This is a genomic window from Curtobacterium citri (assembly GCF_030362955.1).
GTDB classification, from domain to species: domain Bacteria; phylum Actinomycetota; class Actinomycetes; order Actinomycetales; family Microbacteriaceae; genus Curtobacterium; species Curtobacterium citri.
The window spans coordinates 96,779-114,727 of record NZ_JAUCML010000005.1; the positions used below are offsets into that span (position 1 = coordinate 96,779).

The 17,949-nt window shown below is 72.5% G+C and carries 14 protein-coding genes and 1 tRNA gene; 2 read left to right on the forward strand and 13 right to left on the reverse strand.

The features are described 5' to 3' along the window. Positions 1-69 precede the first annotated feature (69 nt). The 6 genes from QUG92_RS09285 to QUG92_RS09310 form a co-directional block, all read right to left on the reverse strand. Positions 70-675 carry an ANTAR domain-containing response regulator gene (locus QUG92_RS09285; protein ID WP_289458813.1) on the reverse strand — a complete coding sequence of 202 codons (606 nt, stop codon included), beginning with the start codon at positions 673-675 and terminating at the stop codon, positions 70-72. 99 nt (positions 676-774) lie between these two features. Beyond that, positions 775-855: transfer RNA gene (locus QUG92_RS09290), tRNA-Leu, on the reverse strand. 41 nt (positions 856-896) lie between these two features. Then, positions 897-1,454: an MOSC domain-containing protein gene (locus QUG92_RS09295; protein ID WP_182047350.1), complete on the reverse strand. Its 558-nt coding sequence runs from the start codon at positions 1,452-1,454 to the stop codon at positions 897-899. Further along, positions 1,438-1,644, reverse strand: coding sequence for a hypothetical protein (locus QUG92_RS09300; RefSeq protein ID WP_182047349.1), 207 nt, complete (start codon positions 1,642-1,644; stop codon positions 1,438-1,440). Before QUG92_RS09300 ends, QUG92_RS09295 begins: the two co-directional genes overlap by 17 nt. A gap of 60 nt (positions 1,645-1,704) precedes the next feature. Beyond that, complete coding sequence (locus tag QUG92_RS09305; RefSeq protein ID WP_182047348.1) at positions 1,705-3,252, reverse strand: sensor histidine kinase; 1,548 nt, start codon at positions 3,250-3,252, stop codon at positions 1,705-1,707. Next, the gene (locus tag QUG92_RS09310) at positions 3,249-3,932 is read right to left on the reverse strand and encodes a response regulator transcription factor (protein ID WP_289458814.1); all 684 of its coding nucleotides are present in this window, start codon (positions 3,930-3,932) and stop codon (positions 3,249-3,251) included. The genes QUG92_RS09305 and QUG92_RS09310 overlap by 4 nt, the downstream gene beginning before the upstream one ends. Positions 3,933-4,078: 146 nt before the next feature. On the opposite strand from QUG92_RS09310, the gene QUG92_RS09315 reads away from it, so the two are divergent. Further along, on the forward strand, positions 4,079-4,627 hold the full coding sequence (locus tag QUG92_RS09315; RefSeq protein WP_289458815.1) for a hypothetical protein: 549 nt from the start codon (positions 4,079-4,081) through the stop codon (positions 4,625-4,627). 152 nt (positions 4,628-4,779) lie between these two features. Continuing rightward, complete coding sequence (locus tag QUG92_RS09320) at positions 4,780-5,331, forward strand: HdeD family acid-resistance protein (protein ID WP_289458816.1); 552 nt, start codon at positions 4,780-4,782, stop codon at positions 5,329-5,331. Here the strand turns inward: QUG92_RS09320 and QUG92_RS09325 are convergent. The 7 genes from QUG92_RS09325 to trpB form a co-directional block, all read right to left on the reverse strand. Beyond that, on the reverse strand, positions 5,328-6,404 hold the full coding sequence (locus QUG92_RS09325; protein ID WP_289458817.1) for a VIT1/CCC1 transporter family protein: 1,077 nt from the start codon (positions 6,402-6,404) through the stop codon (positions 5,328-5,330). The two genes, QUG92_RS09320 and QUG92_RS09325, sit on opposite strands and share 4 nt — an antisense overlap. A gap of 325 nt (positions 6,405-6,729) precedes the next feature. After that, positions 6,730-8,175, reverse strand: a complete 1,446-nt coding sequence (gene pyk / locus QUG92_RS09330) for a pyruvate kinase (RefSeq protein ID WP_069710813.1) — start codon at positions 8,173-8,175, stop codon at positions 6,730-6,732. Between the two features lie 141 nt (positions 8,176-8,316). Beyond that, the gene (locus QUG92_RS09335) at positions 8,317-9,774 is read right to left on the reverse strand and encodes a glutamate synthase subunit beta (RefSeq protein WP_289458819.1); all 1,458 of its coding nucleotides are present in this window, start codon (positions 9,772-9,774) and stop codon (positions 8,317-8,319) included. A 62-nt stretch (positions 9,775-9,836) separates the two neighbouring features. After that, a complete protein-coding gene (gene gltB, locus QUG92_RS09340; RefSeq protein ID WP_259346220.1) occupies positions 9,837-14,444 on the reverse strand; it encodes a glutamate synthase large subunit in 4,608 nt (1,535 codons plus the stop codon). A gap of 268 nt (positions 14,445-14,712) precedes the next feature. Next, positions 14,713-15,708, reverse strand: a complete 996-nt coding sequence (lgt, locus tag QUG92_RS09345) for a prolipoprotein diacylglyceryl transferase (protein ID WP_289458820.1) — start codon at positions 15,706-15,708, stop codon at positions 14,713-14,715. Positions 15,709-15,910: 202 nt separating this feature from the next. After that, positions 15,911-16,714, reverse strand: a complete 804-nt coding sequence (trpA, locus tag QUG92_RS09350) for a tryptophan synthase subunit alpha (RefSeq protein WP_434533044.1) — start codon at positions 16,712-16,714, stop codon at positions 15,911-15,913. Continuing rightward, positions 16,711-17,925, reverse strand: a complete 1,215-nt coding sequence (gene trpB, locus QUG92_RS09355) for a tryptophan synthase subunit beta (RefSeq protein ID WP_289458821.1) — start codon at positions 17,923-17,925, stop codon at positions 16,711-16,713. The genes trpA and trpB overlap by 4 nt, the downstream gene beginning before the upstream one ends. Positions 17,926-17,949: the final 24 nt, after the last annotated feature.

Genomic DNA, 17,949 nt, shown 5'->3' on the forward strand with positions numbered 1-17,949 from the left:
GCGGCCGGGACGCAACAGCGCCGCCGGACCAGGTCCGACGGCGCTGCCGCGTGAGCGAGCGGGTACTCGTTACTTCTTGGAGCTGAGCTGCTCGATGATCGCCTTCGCGACGTCGTGCATGGTGAGGCGGCGGTCCATCGAGGCCTTCTGGATCCAGCGGAACGCCTCGGGCTCGGTCAGGCCCATCTTCTCGTTGAGCAGGCCCTTGGCACGGTCGACGAGCTTGCGGGTCTCGAAGCGCTCGACCAGGTCGGCGACCTCGGCCTCGAGCGTGATGATCTGCTGGTGCCGCGAGAGGGCGATCTCGATCGCGGGCAGCAGGTCGTTCGGGGTGAACGGCTTGACGACGTAGGCGAGGGCGCCGGCCTCGGTCGCACGCTCGACGAGGTCCTTCTGGCTGAACGCCGTGAGGAGGACCACCGGAGCGATGTGGTTCTTGGAGAGCTTCTCGGCCGCGGAGATGCCGTCGAGCTGCGGCATCTTGACGTCCATGACGACGAGGTCCGGGCGGAGGTCGGTCGCGAGCTGGACGGCGGTCTCGCCGTCGCCGGCCTCGCCGACCACGTCGAACCCGTTGTCGCGGAGGATCTCGACGATGTCGAGACGGATGAGCGACTCGTCCTCGGCGACGACGACGCGACGCGGTGCTGCTGGGGTTGCTTCTGTGTCACTCACGAGCGAGAGCCTACTAGACGGAGCGGGACTGGTTCGTCAGATGCACAGCAGGAGTGCCGAGATCCAGCGCCGTGAGCGTCGGGCCGTGAGCATCGTTCGTACGAGTGGCGGGACTCGAACCCGCACGCCGTGAGGCAGAGCATTTTGAGTGCCCCGTGTCTACCGTTCCACCACACTCGCGAGGACACCAGGCTAGCAGGGACGCACCCCGGCCCGGGTCGTCACACCGGCACGAGCGGCTGCGGCTCGCCCGCCGGGAGCTCGACGCGGATCCGGTCGCCGGCGCGCACCACACCGCCCGTCACCACGACCGCCATCACCCCGCCCTTCCGCTCGACCGAGCCGTCCTCGGCCCGTCCCAGCACGGCACGGAGCAGCCCGGGTTCGAAGTCGTTGATCTGCTGGCAGGGATTCCGCAGACCGGTGACCCGGACGCAGGCGTCATCGCCGAGGTGCAGCAGCGTGCCGGTCGGCAGCCCGAGCAGGTCGACGCCGCGGGTGGTGACGTTCTCGCCCATGTCGCCCGGGGCGACGCGGTGTCCCGACCGGGCGACCTCGTCGAACACCTCGGCGTGCAGCAGGTGCACCTGTCGGAGGTTCGGCTGCGACGGGTCCCGTGCGACCCGGGAGCGGTGCTGCACGGTGGTCCCGGCGTGCGCGTCGCCCTCGATCCCCCACCCCGCGACCAGGGTGACCTCGTCGACCACCGGCTTGCTGAACCGGTGCTCGTCGTCGCGACCGACGGCGACGACCCGCGCTGCCTCAACCGTGGTGCCCACCCCCGAGGTCGGAACCGGAGTGGTGCCCGTGCGTCGTGCCGTCCGACGGGGTCGTGCTCCCCTGCATCGTGCCGCTCGGGTCCGGGACGTCGTGCCGACGACCAACGGACGTCCAGCCGAGGAAGCGCGCGGTCCACCCGAGCACCGCGACGACGATGCCGGCGATCGTGAGGAGGAGGACGGGGTCCATGGTCCGACGCTAGCGACCTCGGCGGCCGGGCACCAGGGGGCCGGTCGCCGGGATCCGGCGTCAGGCGGGTCGCCCGGCCACGACCTCGCGCAGGTCGACCTCCGACGGTCCGGCGTCGACGGCGGCACACCGCGGGACCACGAGGACGAACACCGCACCACCGAGGTCCCCCTCTGCGCCGTGGACGAGCGTGCCGCCGTGCGCGACGGCGATGCCCCGTGCGATGGGGAGCCCGAGGCCCGCCCCGCCGGAGCGCACGTCCCGGGCGTCCTCGAGTCGCACGAGCCGGTCGAAGACCCGCTCGCGCTCGGTGGACGGGATGCCGGGCCCGTCGTCCTCGACGGTCAGCACCGCCGACCCGGACGCGGTCGACAGGGCGACCCGGACGGTGCCGGTGCCCGCGGTCGCCCGGGCGGCGTTGTCGACGAGGTTGCCGAGGACCTGCGCCAGGCGGTCGGGGTCGACCTCGGCGGGCACCGGCCCGTCGGGCAGGACGGGCAGCAGGGCGATCCCCGGCAGCCGCAGCTCGAGCCGGTCGACCTCCGTCCGGAGCCACGCGACCAGGTCGGTCCGGTGCCGGTCGAGTGCGATGCCCCGGTCGAGTCGCGCCATGGTGAGCATGTCGTCGACGAGCCGTGCCGCCCGGTCGGCCTGCCGCACGACGTGCACGGCGAGGACCTCGTCGGTCGCCCGGTCGTCGCCGCCGCTCCGGACCAGCGTGTCCGCCGCCGCCCGCACCCCGGCGACGGGGGTCCGCAGTTCGTGCGCCGCGTCGGAGAGGAAGGTGCGGACGCGCTCCTCCGCGGCCACCGCCTGGGCCTCGGCACCCTCGACCGCGTCGAGCATCTCGTCGAACGCGGCGGCCACCCGACCGATCTCGGTGTCGGTGCGCGACGGCCGGAGGCGGCGCCCGCGGTCCCCGTCGGCGATGGAACGCGCCGTCGCCGTGACCTCGTCGAGCGGGCGGAGCGCGCGGCGGACGACCAGCACGACACCGACGACGGCCACGCCGAGGAACGCCGCCGACGCTCCACCCATCACCCATCCGAGCTGCGTCAGGGTCTCCTGCACGTCACGCGTGCCGGCGGTGAGCGTGATCCGCGTGCCGTCGTCGAGCTCGGACCGCAGCGTCAGCACCCCGTCGTCCTCCTGCGTGCTCGAGGACACGACGGTCGCGCCGGACCCCGTGCCACCGGACAGCGTCCCCGTCGCGTCCGACGTGCCCGACGATCCCCCGCGCGCGGCACCGTCGCGGTCCCGTGCCGCCGGGCCGGGCAACCCGGCCGGGTCGGGCGGACCGGACCGCAGCTGGTCCGGTGTCGGACCGGCCTCGACCGCGGCTCCGTCGGGCTGGACGATGCGCACCGAGAGCCCCTGCGCCGACAGCCGGTCGGCCAGGTCGTCCGCGTCGAGCACGCCGACGAGCGCTGCCGCGGCCGCCGCCCGGTCGCGCAGCCGGTCCTCGACCTGGGCGCGCAGTCGTGCTCCGAGCACCGCCTCGACCGCGACGACGAGCGCGGCGAGCAGGACGGCGAGCAGGACGAGCACCGCGACGACCGTCCGGAGCCGGAGGGACGTCGTGCGGAGTCGACCCGTCGCGGCGCTCACGCGGCACCCCGGTCGACAGCGAGCCGGTAGCCCAGCCCGCGGACCGTGTGGACGAGGCGCGGGCCGTGCGCCTCCATCTTGCGGCGCAGGGCGCTGAGGTGCACCTCGACGAGGTTCGGCGCGATGTCCTCGTAGCCCCACACCTGCGTGGTGATCTGCCCCTTCGACACCGTCCGCCCACGGCTCTCGGCGAGGAAGCGCAGCAACCGGAACTCGGTCGCGGTCAGGTCGAGCAGCACGCCGGCACGTCGGACGGTCGCCGCGTCCGGGTCGAGGACCAGGTCGGCGACCTCGATCACCGACGGCACCCGACCGCGTCGGCGGAGCACCGCGGTGGCCCGCGCCACGAGCTCGGCCATCGCGAACGGCTTCACGACGTAGTCGTCGGCGCCCTCGGCGAACCCGCGCAGGCGGTCGTCGAGCTCGTCGCGCGCGGTCATCATGACCACGGCGGCGTCGGAACGCGTGCGGATGCGAGCGGCGAGCAGGATGCCGCTCGGACCGGGCAGCATCCAGTCGAGCAGGACGAGGTCGGGGGCGGCCCGGTCGAGGTCCTCGACGATCGCCCGGCCGTCGGGGGCCTCGGCGACGAGGAACCCCTCGGCGCGGAGGGTCGCCGCGACGGAGGTGCGGAGGGAGTCGTCGTCCTCGACCACGAGGATGCGTGCGGGAGCGGTCACGGCGGACACCGTAGGTCGGCGGTGCATGCACGGAGCAGGGAGCGTGCTGGGAGACCGCTGTGCTTCAGTCCTGCTTCAGGTACGGATCCGAGCGTCGTCCACGTCGCGGGAGCAGACGGCTCCGCGACCGACCGAGGAGGACCACCATGCAGGACGAACGACACGACGAGACGACCACGAGCCGCACGGGCGACCGCCGCCGCACCCTCCGCCGGGTGGGGATCGGCTCCGCGGCGGCGGCCGCGCTGCTGCTCGGCGGCATCGGGGTGACCGCCGCGGTCGCCGACGGGTCCGGCACGCCGAACACGCCGACGAGCGCACCGACCAGCGCCCCGTCCGGTGCTCCGAGCGGCGCACCCTCGGGTGCGCCGAGCGGAGCACCCTCCGGCGGACCCGCGGACGGGCCCGCTGCCGGCGGCTCCGGACCGGGTGCGGCGCCCGCGCCCGGCTGCGTCGCGATGCCCCCGGCCGACGGCGTGCAGCCCCCGCAGCCGAAGGACGGCGCGAAGCCCACCCCGCCGGAGGACGGCACCAAGCCCATTCCGCCGAAGGACGGCGCGAAGCCCACCCCGCCGAAGGACGGCGCCAAGCCCACGCCGCCGGCCGACGGTGCGAAGCCCACGCCGCCGGCGGACGGCGGTGCCGACGGGACCGCCTCGCCGACCCCGGCCCCGGCCCCGACCTCGGGATCCTGAACCGCGGGGTGGTGCGCGGGAGGCGCGCGTCCGTCGGCCGACCGGTCGACGGGTGTCGCGCCTCCCGGCCGCTGCCCGGTGCGACACCGGACACCGGCCCGGCCCGCCGGGTACCGTCGGTGTCCTCGCGGGACCGAGTGGGAGGAGCGCCCGTGGACTCTCGTGCCGTGCGCACGTTCCGCGCGTTCGTCGTGGTGACGGCCGTGGTCGCGATCGGCCTCGGCATCGTCGCGGTCGTCTGGCCACGACCGTCCCTGGTCCTCGTCGCCCTGGTGTTCGGTGTCTACCTCGTCGTCGCCGGGGTGCTGCGCGTCGTGGCCTCGGTTCGGGGGCACGGCACGGCACCGGCGTGGCGGTGGACCTCCGGCGTCGTCGGCGCGCTCGTCGGCCTCGCGGGACTCGTCACACTGCTCGACCCGGCGGTCCCGCTGCTCGTCTACGCGGTGCTCGCCGGGGTGGCCTTCCTCCTCGAGGGCGTCGCCGCCCTGGTGGGAGCGTTCGTCGGGCACCCGGGGTCCTCGCGACTGCCGTCGGCGGTGAGCGGCGTCCTCTCGCTCATCGGCGGCGTGGTGGTGCTCACGGCTCCCGGCCTCGCCCTGACGGTCTTCACCGTCTTCTCCGGCATCGCGCTCGTCGTGGTCGGGTCCGCGACGCTGCTGCTCCTGCCGCCGCGGGCCGCGCTGCGCCGCGGTCGGGCGCGCTAGGCCGAACCCGTCCCGAACAGCAGTCCGAGCCCGTAGGTCACGACCGCGGCGCCGAACCCGATCCCGAGCTGCCGGAGCGCGCGCCGGAGCGGGGACGCCCCGCTGAGCACGCCGACGACGGCGCCGGTACCGAGGAGCGCGATGCCGACGAGCACCGCGGCCAGGACGATCGCCGGCCACCCCTCGAGTCCGAACAGGTACGGCAGCACCGGGATGATCGCGCCCGAGGCGAAGAACAGGAAGCTCGAGACCGCCGCACTCGTGCCGTTGCCGACCGCCTCGTGGTCGTCGACCGCCGTGGCCGCGGTGATCGTCCGACCGCCGAGGACCTCGTCCGCGTGCGCCTGCGCGTCCGCCTCGGTCATCCCACGCGCCCGGTAGACCAGCGCGAGCTCGTTCGCGTCGACGTCGAGGTCGGCGACCGCCCGACCGGCCTCGGGGTGCGGGGCGGAGGCGTCGAGCAGCTCGCGCTGCGACCGCACCGACACGTACTCCCCCGCCCCCATCGAGAGTGCGCCGGCGAGCAGGCCCGCGACGCCGCTCAGCAGGACGAAGTGGCGGTCCGCCCCGGACGCGCTGATGCCGATGATGAGGGCGAGGTTCGACACGAGGCCGTCGTTCGCCCCGAAGACCGCGGCCCGGAAGGTGCCCGACAGCCGCATGCGCCCGCGGTTCGCGAGCCCGCGCACGACCTCACCGTGGATGCGCTCGTCTGCCGCCATGCGGGCCGTCGCGTCGTCGTCGTCGGCGTAGGGCGAGCGGTCCTCGGCGCGCTGCATGAGCGCGAGCACGAAGACCGAGCCGAACCGCTTCGCCAGGGTGGCGAGCACGCGCGTGCGGAGGCTCCCGCGGAGCGGTCGTCCCACGTCGTCGCCGAGCAGGTCGAGCCAGTGCTGCTCGTGGCGCCCCTCGGCCTCGGCGAGGGACGCGAGGATCGCGCGCTCCTCGCCGGTCCGACGCGCGGCGAGGTTCCGGTAGACCGCCGCTTCCGCGCGCTCGTCGGCCAGGTAGCGGCGCCAGCGACGGACGTCGGCTGCGGTCGGGGCGGTGCGGGGGTCGTCCTGGAGGCTCACACCGGCAATCCTGCCCGTTCCGTCCGACGGCCGGTCACCGGCACGGCGCGGTGGCCGGTACGCGTCGAGCGGCTGGCCGGGCCCGGACCCGCAGGTCCCGAAACGGGGGCGTCCGCGCGAGACGCCCCGGCGCGCACGAGACGCACCCGGATCCGGGTGCGTCTCGCGGAGCGAGCGGCGTTCCGCGAAGCCGGCGCCGTCTCGCGGCCCGAACGGCTGGCCGGGTGAGCGGCGGGGGCGCGACGAGACGGGGCGCGGACCGGAGGCGGCGCGCGGTGCTGCGCCGTGCCTCCCGTCCGCGCCCCGTCGGCGTGGTGACCGGGTGTCAGTCCCGCACGTACGCGGGTGCTGCCTCGGCGTGCGCGTCACCGACGCGGTGCACGCGGAGGTCGTTCGTCGACCCCTCGATGCCGGGAGGGGAACCCGCCGTGACGATCACCCGGTCGCCGGGAGCGGCGAGGCCGTTGGCGAGCAGCACGTCGTCGACCTGCGAGAACAGCTCGTCGGTGTGCGTCTTCCGGTCGACCAGGAACGAGCGGACGCCCCAGGTGAGCGCCATGCGGCGACGGGTCGCCTCGTTCGGCGTGAAGGCGATGATCGGCAGGCCGTGGCGCAGGCGCGACATGCGGCGGGCGGAGTCGCCGGACTCGGTGAACACGCAGAGGTACGAGGCCTCGGTGAACTCCGCGATCTCGACCGCGGCGAGCGTGATGGCGCCGCCGAGGGTGCGCGGCTTCGTCCCGAGCGGCGCGATGCGCTCCAGGCCGTGGTCCTCGGTGGACTCCACGATGCGGGCCATCGTGCGGACGGTCTGCACCGGGTACTCTCCGACGCTGGTCTCACCCGAGAGCATGACCGCGTCCGCGCCGTCGAGGACGGCGTTCGCGACGTCGGAGGTCTCCGCGCGGGTCGGGATCGGCGACGAGATCATCGACTCGAGCATCTGCGTCGCGACGATGACGGGCTTCGCCATCCGACGGGAGAGCTCGACGGCACGCTTCTGCACGATCGGCACGGCCTCGAGCGGGAGCTCGACGCCGAGGTCACCGCGGGCGACCATGATGCTGTCGAACGCGTCGATGATCTCCTCGAGCGCGTCGACCGCCTGCGGCTTCTCGACCTTGGCGATGACGGGGAGGCGCTTGCCCTCCTCGTCCATGATCTCGTGCGCGCGCTCGACGTCCTTCGCGTTGCGCACGAACGACAGTGCGATGAGGTCGGCACCCTGGCGGATCGCCCAGCGCAGGTCGGCCTCGTCCTTCTCGCTTAGCGCGGGGACGTTCACGGCGACGCCGGGCAGGTTGATGCCCTTGTTGTTCGAGACGGTGCCGGCGACGACGACCTCGGTGCGGACGCGCACGCCGTCGGTGTCGAGCACGCGGAGCCGGACGCGGCCGTCGTCGATGAGCAGCGGGTCGCCGGGCTTGACGTCCTGCGGGAGGCCCTTGAAGGTCGTGCCGCAGATCTCCTTCGAGCCGGGGACGTCCTCGGTGGTGATGGTGAAGACGTCGCCGACGTCGAGGTGGTGGGGGCCGTCGGCGAACTTCGCCAGGCGGATCTTCGGGCCCTGCAGGTCGACCAGGATCGCGACCGGCTTGCCGAGGTCCTCGGCCGCGCGGCGGACGTTCTCGTAGTTGGCCTCGTGGACGCTGTAGTCACCGTGGCTGAGGTTGAGGCGGGCGACGTCGACGCCCGCTTCGATGATCTCCTTGACGGTCTCGTAGTCCGACGTAGCCGGACCGAGCGTCGAAACGATCTTTGCGCGTCTCAATGGATTCCTTCGTGTGGTGGGTGGTGCCGGGGTTCCGCGCTGTGGGGCCGCGCGGAACGGGAGCAGGCCACCAGCACCCTATCGAGTGCCGGTGGCCTGCTGGTCACTGTCGGTCCGGTGTTCCGTACGGGTTCACGCTGGTCACACCGTGAGCGCGCGGTCGGTGGCCTTGACCGGTGCCGGGAGGATCGTCGAGCCCTCGAGGTACTCGTCGACCTTCGACGCCGCGGCACGGCCCTCGGCGATCGCCCACACGATGAGCGATTGGCCACGGCCGGCGTCCCCGGCGACGAACACGCCCGGCTCGTTCGTCGAGTAGTCGGCCTGACGGGCGACCGCGCCCGAGACCGTCACCGGCAGGCCCAGCTGCGGCTCGAGCGTCTCGGTCTCCGGGCCGGTGAAGCCCATCGCGACGAGGACGAGGTCCGCCGGGATCTCCCGCTCGGTCCCGGCCTTCGGCACCCGACGACCGTCGAGGTACTCGGTCTCCGCGACCCGCAGCGCACGGACCTCGCCCGCGGCGTTGCCGAGGAACTCGACGGTGGACGCGAGGAAGTGCCGCTCGCCGCCCTCCTCGTGCGCGCTCGTGACCTCGAACACGGTCGGGAACATCGGCCACGGCTGCTCGGACGGACGCTCGAGCGGCGGCTGCTTGCCGATCGCCAAGTTCGTCACGCTGAGCGCGCCCTGGCGGTGCGCCGTGCCGATGCAGTCCGCGCCGGTGTCGCCGCCGCCGATGACGACGACGTGCTTGCCCTCGGCGGTGACCTGGTTGTCCACCGTCGTGCCGGCGTTCGCCTTGTTCTGCTGGACGAGGTACTCCATGGCGTAGTGCACGCCCGCGAGGTCGCGTCCCGGGATCGGCAGGTCGCGCGGCACCGTGGCACCGGTCGCGACGACGACCGCGTCGTAGCGGGACTTCAGGTCGTCCCAGGTGATGTCGACCCCGATCTCGACGCCCGCGCGGAAGCGGGTGCCCTCGGCCTGCATCTGGGCGAGTCGCGCGTCGATCTGGCGCTTCTCCATCTTGAAGTCCGGGATGCCGTAGCGGAGCAGGCCGCCGATCCGGTCGTCGCGCTCGTACACCGCGACGGTGTGGCCGGCACGGGTGAGCTGCTGCGCGACCGCGAGACCCGCGGGGCCCGAGCCGACGACCGCGACCGTCTTGCCGGTCAGGCGCTCCGGCGGGTGGGGGGTGACCCAGCCGTTCTTGTACGCCTCGTCGATGATCGAGACCTCGACCTGCTTGATGGTGACCGGCGGCTGGTTGATGCCGAGCACGCAGGACGCCTCGCACGGGGCGGGGCAGAGCTTCCCGGTGAACTCCGGGAAGTTGTTCGTCGCGTGCAGGCGCTCGATGGCCTGGCGGCCCTCACCGCGCCACGTCAGGTCGTTCCACTCGGGGATGAGGTTGCCGAGCGGGCACCCCTGGTGGCAGAACGGGACGCCGCAGTCCATGCAGCGACCGGCCTGCCGCTTCAGCGCGCCGGACTCCTGCTGCTCGTAGACCTCCTTCCAGTCCATGAGCCGCAGCGGGACGGGACGGCGGGGCGGGAGCTCGCGCTCCTGCACCTTGAGGAAGCCCTTCGGGTCAGCCATGGTGCGCCTCCTGTTCGAACCGGGTCGTGGTCGTGGTCGTGTGCGTGGTGTGCGCGTGCCGGTCAGCCACCGGTCACCTCCAGGATGCGGTTCCAGACGACGGTGCCGTCGGGGTCGAGGCCCTCGTCGACCGCCTGCCGACGGGTCTCGAGCACGGCCGCGTAGTCGCGCGGGAGCACCTTCACGAAGTCGCCGAGGTCACCCGACGCGAGCAGGTCGGCCGCGAGGGTCGACCCCGTCTCGGCCTCGTGCTGCCGCAGCAGGTCGGTGACGATCTCGACGTCGGCGCTGTCGAGCTCCTCGAGCCGGAGCTCACCGCTCGCCAGGGCCTCCGCGTTGACGTGCTCGCGACGCAGACCCCGGACGTACGCGGTGCCACCGGACATTCCGGCGCCGAGGTTGCGGCCGGTCTCCCCGAGGACGAGGGCGAGCCCGCCCGTCATGTACTCGAGCGCGTGGTCGCCCACCCCCTCGACCACCGCGGTGGCCCCGGAGTTGCGCACGAGGAAGCGCTCGCCCACGATGCCGCGGATGAACATGCTGCCCTGGGTCGCGCCGTAGCCGATGACGTTGCCGGCGATGACGTTCTCCGACGCGTCGAAGGCCGACTCGGAGTCCGGCCGGACGACGATCGAACCACCGGACAGGCCCTTGCCGACGTAGTCGTTGCTGTCGCCGACCAGCCGGAGCGTGATCCCGGCGGGCAGGAACGCGCCGAGCGACTGCCCGGCCGACCCGCGCAGCGTGATGTCGATCGACCCGGCCGGCAGGCCGTGCTCGCCGTGCCGGAGCGTGACCTCGTGCCCGAGCATGGTGCCGACGGCGCGCTCGGTGTTGCGGATCGGCAGGTCGAGCGCGACGGTGCCGCCGTGCTCGAGGACGTCGGCGGTCCGCTGGACGAGCTGGACGTCGAAGTGCTCGTCGAGCTCGTGGTCCTGCTCACGCAGGTGCCGGCGGGGCTCGTCGCGGTCGAACCGCGGGCCGTGCAGCACCGGCGCGAGGTCGAGCCCGGACGCCTTCCAGTGCTCGACAGCACGGTCGGTGTCGAGCGCGTCGACCTGGCCGATCGCCTCGTCGAGCGAGCGGAAGCCGAGCTCGGCGAGGAGCTCACGGACCTCCTGCGCGATGAACTCGAAGAAGTTCACGACGAACTCGGGCTTGCCCGTGAAGCGCTTGCGAAGCTCCGGGTTCTGCGTCGCGACGCCCACCGGGCACGTGTCGAGGTGGCAGACGCGCATGAGGATGCAGCCCTCGACGACGAGCGGTGCCGTCGCGAAGCCGTACTCCTCGGCACCGAGCAGCGCCGCCACGACGACGTCGCGGCCCGTCTTCATCTGCCCGTCGACCTGCACGACCACACGGTCGCGCATGCCGTTGAGCATGAGGGTCTGCTGCGTCTCCGCCAGCCCGATCTCCCACGGCGTGCCCGCGTGCTTGAGCGAGTTGAGCGGCGACGCCCCGGTCCCCCCGTCGTGGCCCGACACGAGGACGACGTCGGCCAGCGCCTTCGTCACGCCCGCGGCGACCGCGCCGATGCCGGACTGGCTGACGAGCTTCACGTGGACGCGAGCGGACGGGTTCGCCCGCTTCACGTCGAAGATCAGCTGCTTGAGGTCCTCGATCGAGTAGATGTCGTGGTGCGGCGGCGGCGAGATGAGCCCGACGCCCGCGGTCGCGTGCCGGGTGCGCGCCACCCACGGGTACACCTTGGTCGGGGGCAGCTGCCCGCCCTCGCCCGGCTTCGCGCCCTGCGCCATCTTGAGCTGGATGTCGGTCGCGTGGGTCAGGTACATGCTCGTCACGCCGAAGCGGCCGGACGCGACCTGCTTGATCGCGCTCCGCCGCTCGGGGTCGAGCAGGCGCTCGACGTCCTCGCCGCCCTCGCCGGTGTTCGACCGACCGCCGAGGCGGTTCATCGCGATGGCCAGGGTCTCGTGGGCCTCCTGCGAGATCGACCCGTACGACATCGCGCCGGTGTTGAACCGCTTCACGATCGACTCGATCGGCTCGACCTCGTCGAGGGCGATCGGCTCCCGCTGGCCGGTACGGAACCGGAACAGCCCGCGGAGCGTCATGAGGTCCTCGGACTGGTCGTCGACGGCCTGCGAGTACTCGCGGAAGATGTCGTACCGCCGCGCACGGGTGGCGTGCTGCAGCCGGAACACCGTGTCGGGGTTGAACAGGTGCGGCGGTCCCTCGCGACGCCACTGGTACTCACCGCCCGTCTGCAGGCGCTCGTGCGAGAGCACCGCGCCGTCCTGCGGGTACGCCTGGGCGTGCCGCTCGGCGTTCTCCTTCGCGATGACGTCGATGCCGACGCCGCCGAGGATCGACGAGGTGCCCGTGAAGTACTTGTCGACGAGCTCCTGGCTGAGGCCCACGGCCTCGAACGCCTGGGCGCCCGCGTAGCTGGACACCGTCGAGATGCCCATCTTCGACATGATCTTCAGGACGCCCTTGCCGAGCGCCTTGATGACGTTCTTCACCGCCTGTTCGGGCGTGATCCCGGTGATCATCCCGGACCGCACGAGGTTCTCGCAGGTCTCCATCGCCAGGTACGGGTTGATCGCCGAGGCGCCGTAGCCGATGAGGGTCGCGACGTGGTGGACCTCCCGCACGTCGCCGGCCTCGACGATGAGCCCGACCTTCATGCGCTGCTCGGTGCGGATGAGGTGGTGGTGCACGGCGGCGAGCAGCAGCAGGCTCGGGACCGGCGCCTGCTCGGCGTTGCCGTCACGGTCGGACAGCACGATGAACTGCTTGCCCGACTCGATCGCCTGGTCGACCTCGTCGCAGACCGCCGCGATGCGCTTCTGCATCGCCTTCTTGCCCGCGTCGACCCGGTACAGGCCCTTGATCGTGACCGTCAGGTGCCGACCGGACGTGGTCTCGAAGTGCTGGATCTTCGCGAGCTCGTCGTTGTCGATGACCGGGAAGTCGAGCACGATCTGCTTCGCGTGCTCGGGACCGGCGCTCAGGAGGTTCCGCTCCGGGCCGAGCCCCATGCCCATCGAGGTGACGACCTGCTCGCGGATCGAGTCGAGCGGCGGGTTCGTGACCTGCGCGAACTGCTGCGTGAAGTAGTCGAACAGCAGCCGCGGGCGCTCGGAGAGCACGGCGATCGGGGTGTCGGACCCCATCGCACCGAGCGGCTCCGCACCGGTCTGCGCCATCGGACGCAGCAGGATGCGGACCTCCTCCTCGGTGTAGCCGAAGGCGCGCTGACGACGGGTGACCGACGCCGGGGTGTGCACGATGTGCTCGCGGTCCGGCAGGTCGGCGAGGTTGATGCGGCCCTCGTCGAGCCACTGCGCCCACGGGCCCGACGCGGCCAGCTCGCGCTTGACCTCGTCGTCCTCGATGATCCGGCCGGCCTCGGTGTCGACGACGAACATCCGGCCCGGGCGCAGGCGGCCCTTGCGGACGACCTTCGCCGGCGGCACGTCGATGACGCCGGTCTCGGACCCCATCACGACGAGCCCGTCGTCGGTCACGAGGAAGCGACCCGGACGCAGGCCGTTGCGGTCGAGCGTCGCGCCGACGATCGCACCGTCGGTGAACGTGATCGCCGCCGGCCCGTCCCACGGCTCCATGAGCATCGAGTGGTACTCGTAGAACGCCCGCAGGTCGGCGTCCATCCCCACCTGGTTCTCCCAGGCCTCCGGCACCATCATCGACACCGCGTGCGGCAGGCTGCGCCCGGTGAGCGTGAGCAGCTCGAGGGTCTCGTCGAAGGACGCCGAGTCGCTCGCGCCGGGGCTGACGATCGGCAGCAGCGGGGCGAGGTCGCCGAGCAGCTCGCTCTCGAGCTGCGACTGCCGGGCGCGCATCCAGTTCCGGTTGCCGCGCACGGTGTTGATCTCGCCGTTGTGGGCGAGGGTGCGGAACGGCTGTGCGAGCGGCCACGACGGGAACGTGTTCGTCGAGTACCGCGAGTGCACGATCGCGAGCTTCGACGCGAACCGCTCGTCGCTGAGGTCCGGGTAGAACGGCTCGAGCTGCAGCGTCGTGACCATGCCCTTGTAGACCGTGGTCCGGCTCGACAGCGACATGAAGTAGACCTCGACGTCGTGCTCGGCGCGCTTGCGCAGCCGGAACGCCTGCCGGTCGAGGGCGATGCCGCTCCAGGCCGCGCCGTGCACGTCGTGGCGGGTGGAGGCGACGAAGAGCTGCTCGAAGGCGGGCATCGCCGCGCGGGCGAGCGTGCCGAGGACCTCCGGACGGACCGGCACGTCGCGCCACCCGAGGACCTTCAGGCCCTCCTCGCGCGCGATGCGCTCGACGGCGCCCTTGACCGCGTGCCGCTCGTCGTCGTCCAGCGGCAGGTAGGCCGTCCCGACGGCGTACTCCCCCGCGGCGGGCAGCGCGAAGTCGACCTCGTCGCGCAGGAACGCGTCCGGCACCTGGCAGAGGATGCCGGCGCCGTCACCCGTGCCCGCGTCGGAGCCGACCGCGCCGCGGTGCTCGAGGTTGCGCAGCGCGCCGAGCGCGGCGTCGACGATGTCGTGCCCGGCGGTGCCGCGGAGCGTCGCGACCATCGCGAGGCCGCACGCGTCCTTCTCGTTCGCGGGGTCGTAGGCACCCACGGCGTCGGGCACGGCCGAGAAGCGACGGTGCGCCGGCGGCAGGGGCCGCGACGAGCGGGGGGCAGGGACTGGCTGGAGCGCCATGGGGAACCGTCCTCACGAGGAAGTGGAACAGGGACGTCGGTGGCCCGGTGGTGCGTTCCGCCCGAACGGGCGGGACTGGTGCCCGTGCGCGTCGCCGATGCGGGTCCGCCGGCGTCGCGCGAGGTGGTGGGTCGCTCGTGGCGGCCCGACCGTGGTGCGGGTGCCCGTGCACGGTGGGTGCCGTGCGCGGTGTGTTGCGGTGTGCTGTGACCCGGTGCGGGTCGGTCCGGCGCCGGGGCCGGACCGGTGCGCACCGGAGGTCGGCGTGCTACCGAGCGCTGCCCGTCGCGGGCACCGGATCGGCCTCGGCGGCGGCCGCGGGAGCGTCGTCGTCGTGTTCCGACCAGGTGTCGTCCGAGTCTACATCGGTGCTCCGACGCGGCTCGCGACCGGGCACGTACGGGCTCGGCTCGGCGCCGGTGTGCCGTCGCGTCTGCACGAGGAAGATCACGATGCCGAGCAGGATCGCCGCGAAGGACATCCAGACGTTCGTGCGGACGCCGAAGAACGTCTCGCTCGTGTCGACGCGGATCGACTCGAGGACCGAGCGGCCGGTGCCGTACCAGATCAGGTAGAGGGCCATGACCTTGCCCCACTGGAGCCGGAAGCGCTTGTCGAGCAGCAGGATCACGACCACGCCGACGACGTTCCAGATGATCTCGTAGAGGAACGTCGGGTGGAACAGGGTGCCGTCGGGCAGGCCCTTCGGGAACGCCGGGTTCGTCGACTCGATCTGCAGGCCCCACGGCAGGCTCGTCGGCATGCCGAAGAGCTCGTGGTTGAAGTAGTTGCCGAGCCGTCCGAACGCCTGGGCGAGCAGGACGCCCGGCGCGATCGCGTCGATGAGCGTCGAGAAGCGCAGCCCCACCTGGCGGCAGCCGATCCAGGCGCCGAGGGAGCCGAGGATCAGGGCGCCGAAGATCGCGAGGCCGCCCTCCCAGATGTAGAGGAACGACCACGGGTCGCGCCCGGGCCCGAAGTAGTCGCTGACGTGCGTGAACACGTGGAACAGGCGGCCACCGATGATGCCGGCCGGCACCGCCCAGATGGCGATGTCGATGATGATCCAGCGTTCGACGCCCCGGGCGTTCAGGCGACGGTTCGCCAGCACGACCGCCGCGACGATGCCGAGCAGGATGCAGATGGCGTAGGCGTGGATGCGGAAGTCGAGCGGCAGCGACCACCCGAGGACGTCGCGCAGCCAGGCGGTCAGGTCGAAGTACTGCCACGCGGTGCTCGGGATCGGGATGCTCAGGAGGGGCATGGAGGTGCTGTCGCCTTTCGGTGCTGGACGGCCGCGGTGCCGCTGGAGGGTCGGCCCCGCTCACTGTAGCGCGGGAACCGCGCACGCCAGGAACGCGGACGCCCGTCCTGTGGGAACTGTGACGTGGATGCGACGGGAGGCGCGGTGCGGGTGACCGACCCCGGTCACCTGCACCGCGCCTCCCGTCCGGACGCCCGGTGCGTCAGCGGCGCCGGGCGCCGGCGGTCAGGTCGGCCGCGCGGTCCGCGACCCCCTGGACGCCGAGGTCGGCGAGGGCACGGACGAAGGCGGAGCCGATGATCGCGCCGTCGGCGTACTCGAGCACCTCGGCCACCTGATCGGCCGTCGAGATCCCGAGGCCGACGCAGGTGCGCTCCACGCCGGCGTCGCGCAGACGCGACACCACCGTGCGGGCCGCGGTGTCGACGCCGACGCGCGCGCCGGTGACGCCCATCGTCGAAACGGCGTAGACGAACCCGCGGCTCGACCGGACGGCCTGCTGCATCCGCGTGTCCGTCGAGGACGGCGCCGCGAGGAACACCCGGTCGAGACCGGTCCGCTCGGAGGCGTCGATCCAGGCACGCCCCTCGTCGGGGATGAGATCCGGGGTGATGAGGCCGGAGGCGCCGGCCGACACGAGGTCGTCGGCGAACCGGTCGACGCCGTAGCGGAGCACCGGGTTCCAGTACGTCATCACGAGGACCGGCACGTCGACCCGGTCGGTGATCCGGTCGACGGCGTCGAAGACCTGCGCGACCCGGAAGCCGTTCGCCAGGCTCTCCTCCGCAGCGCGCTGGATGACCGGACCGTCCATGACCGGGTCCGAGTAGGGCAGGCCGAGCTCGATGACGTCGACGCCGTTCTCGGCGAGGGCGACGGCCGCGTCGACGCTCGTCTGCAGGTCCGGGAAGCCGGCGGGCAGGTAGCCGACGACGGCGCCGGCGCGCTCGGCGTTGGCGGTGTCGATGGTCGCGGCGACCGATCGGGTCGATCCGGGGTTCGTCACAGCTGCACCGCGCTCTCGTCGAGGATCCCGAAGTAGCGGCTGGCGGACGCCACGTCCTTGTCGCCGCGTCCGGACAGGGACACGAGCACGACGCCGTCGGGTCCGAGCTCCTTGCCGAGCTTGATCGCGCCCGCGAGGGCGTGCGCCGACTCGATGGCGGGCAGGATGCCCTCGGTCCGACCGAGCAGACGGAAGGCCTCCATCGCCTCGGCGTCGGTGATCGGCTCGTACTGCGCACGGCCGATCGACGCCAGGTAGGCGTGCTCCGGGCCGACGCTCGGGTAGTCGAGCCCGGCGGAGATGCTGTGGCTCTCGATCGTCTGGCCGTCCTCGTCCTGCATGAGGTACGACATGGTGCCCTGCAGGACACCGGTGCGGCCGAGCGAGATGCTCGCGGCGTGACGACCGGTCTCGAGACCGTCCCCGCCGGCCTCGTAACCGTGCAGGCGGACGGACTCGTCGTCGAGGAACGCCTCGAAGATGCCCATCGCGTTCGACCCGCCGCCGACGCACGCGGCGACGGCGTCGGGCAGTCGACCGATGCGGTCGAGGACCTGCTGGCGCGCCTCTTCACCGATCACCTTGTGGAACTCGCGCACCATCTCCGGGAACGGGTGCGGGCCCGCGACGGTGCCGAGCAGGTAGTGCGTCGAGTCGACGTTCGCCACCCAGTCGCGGAGCGCGTCGTTGATGGCGTCCTTGAGCGTGCGCGACCCGGTCTCGACCGGGATCACCTCGGCGCCGAGCAGCCGCATGCGCGCCACGTTGAGCGCCTGGCGCTCGGTGTCGACGGCGCCCATGTATACGACGCAGTCCATGCCGAACAGCGCGGCGGCGGTGGCGGTGGCGACACCGTGCTGACCGGCGCCGGTCTCCGCGATGAGGCGGGTCTTGCCGAGGCGCTTGGCGACCAGGGCCTGCCCGAGCACGTTGTTGATCTTGTGCGAGCCGGTGTGGTTCAGGTCCTCGCGCTTGAGGATGATGCGCGCACCACCCGCGTGCTTCGCGAAGCGCGGCGCCTCGGTGATGATCGACGGCCGGCCGGTGTAGTCGCGCTGGAGCTCGTCGAGCTCCTGGCGGAACGCCGGGTCGGCCCAGGCCTCGCGGAAGGCGGTCTCGAGTTCGTCGAGCGCGAGCACGAGCGACTCGGGGACGAATCGTCCGCCGAAGTCGCCGAAGTACGGGCCCTGCAGGTCACGGAGTGAGGTCACGGTGGGTCTCCCGGGATGTGCGGC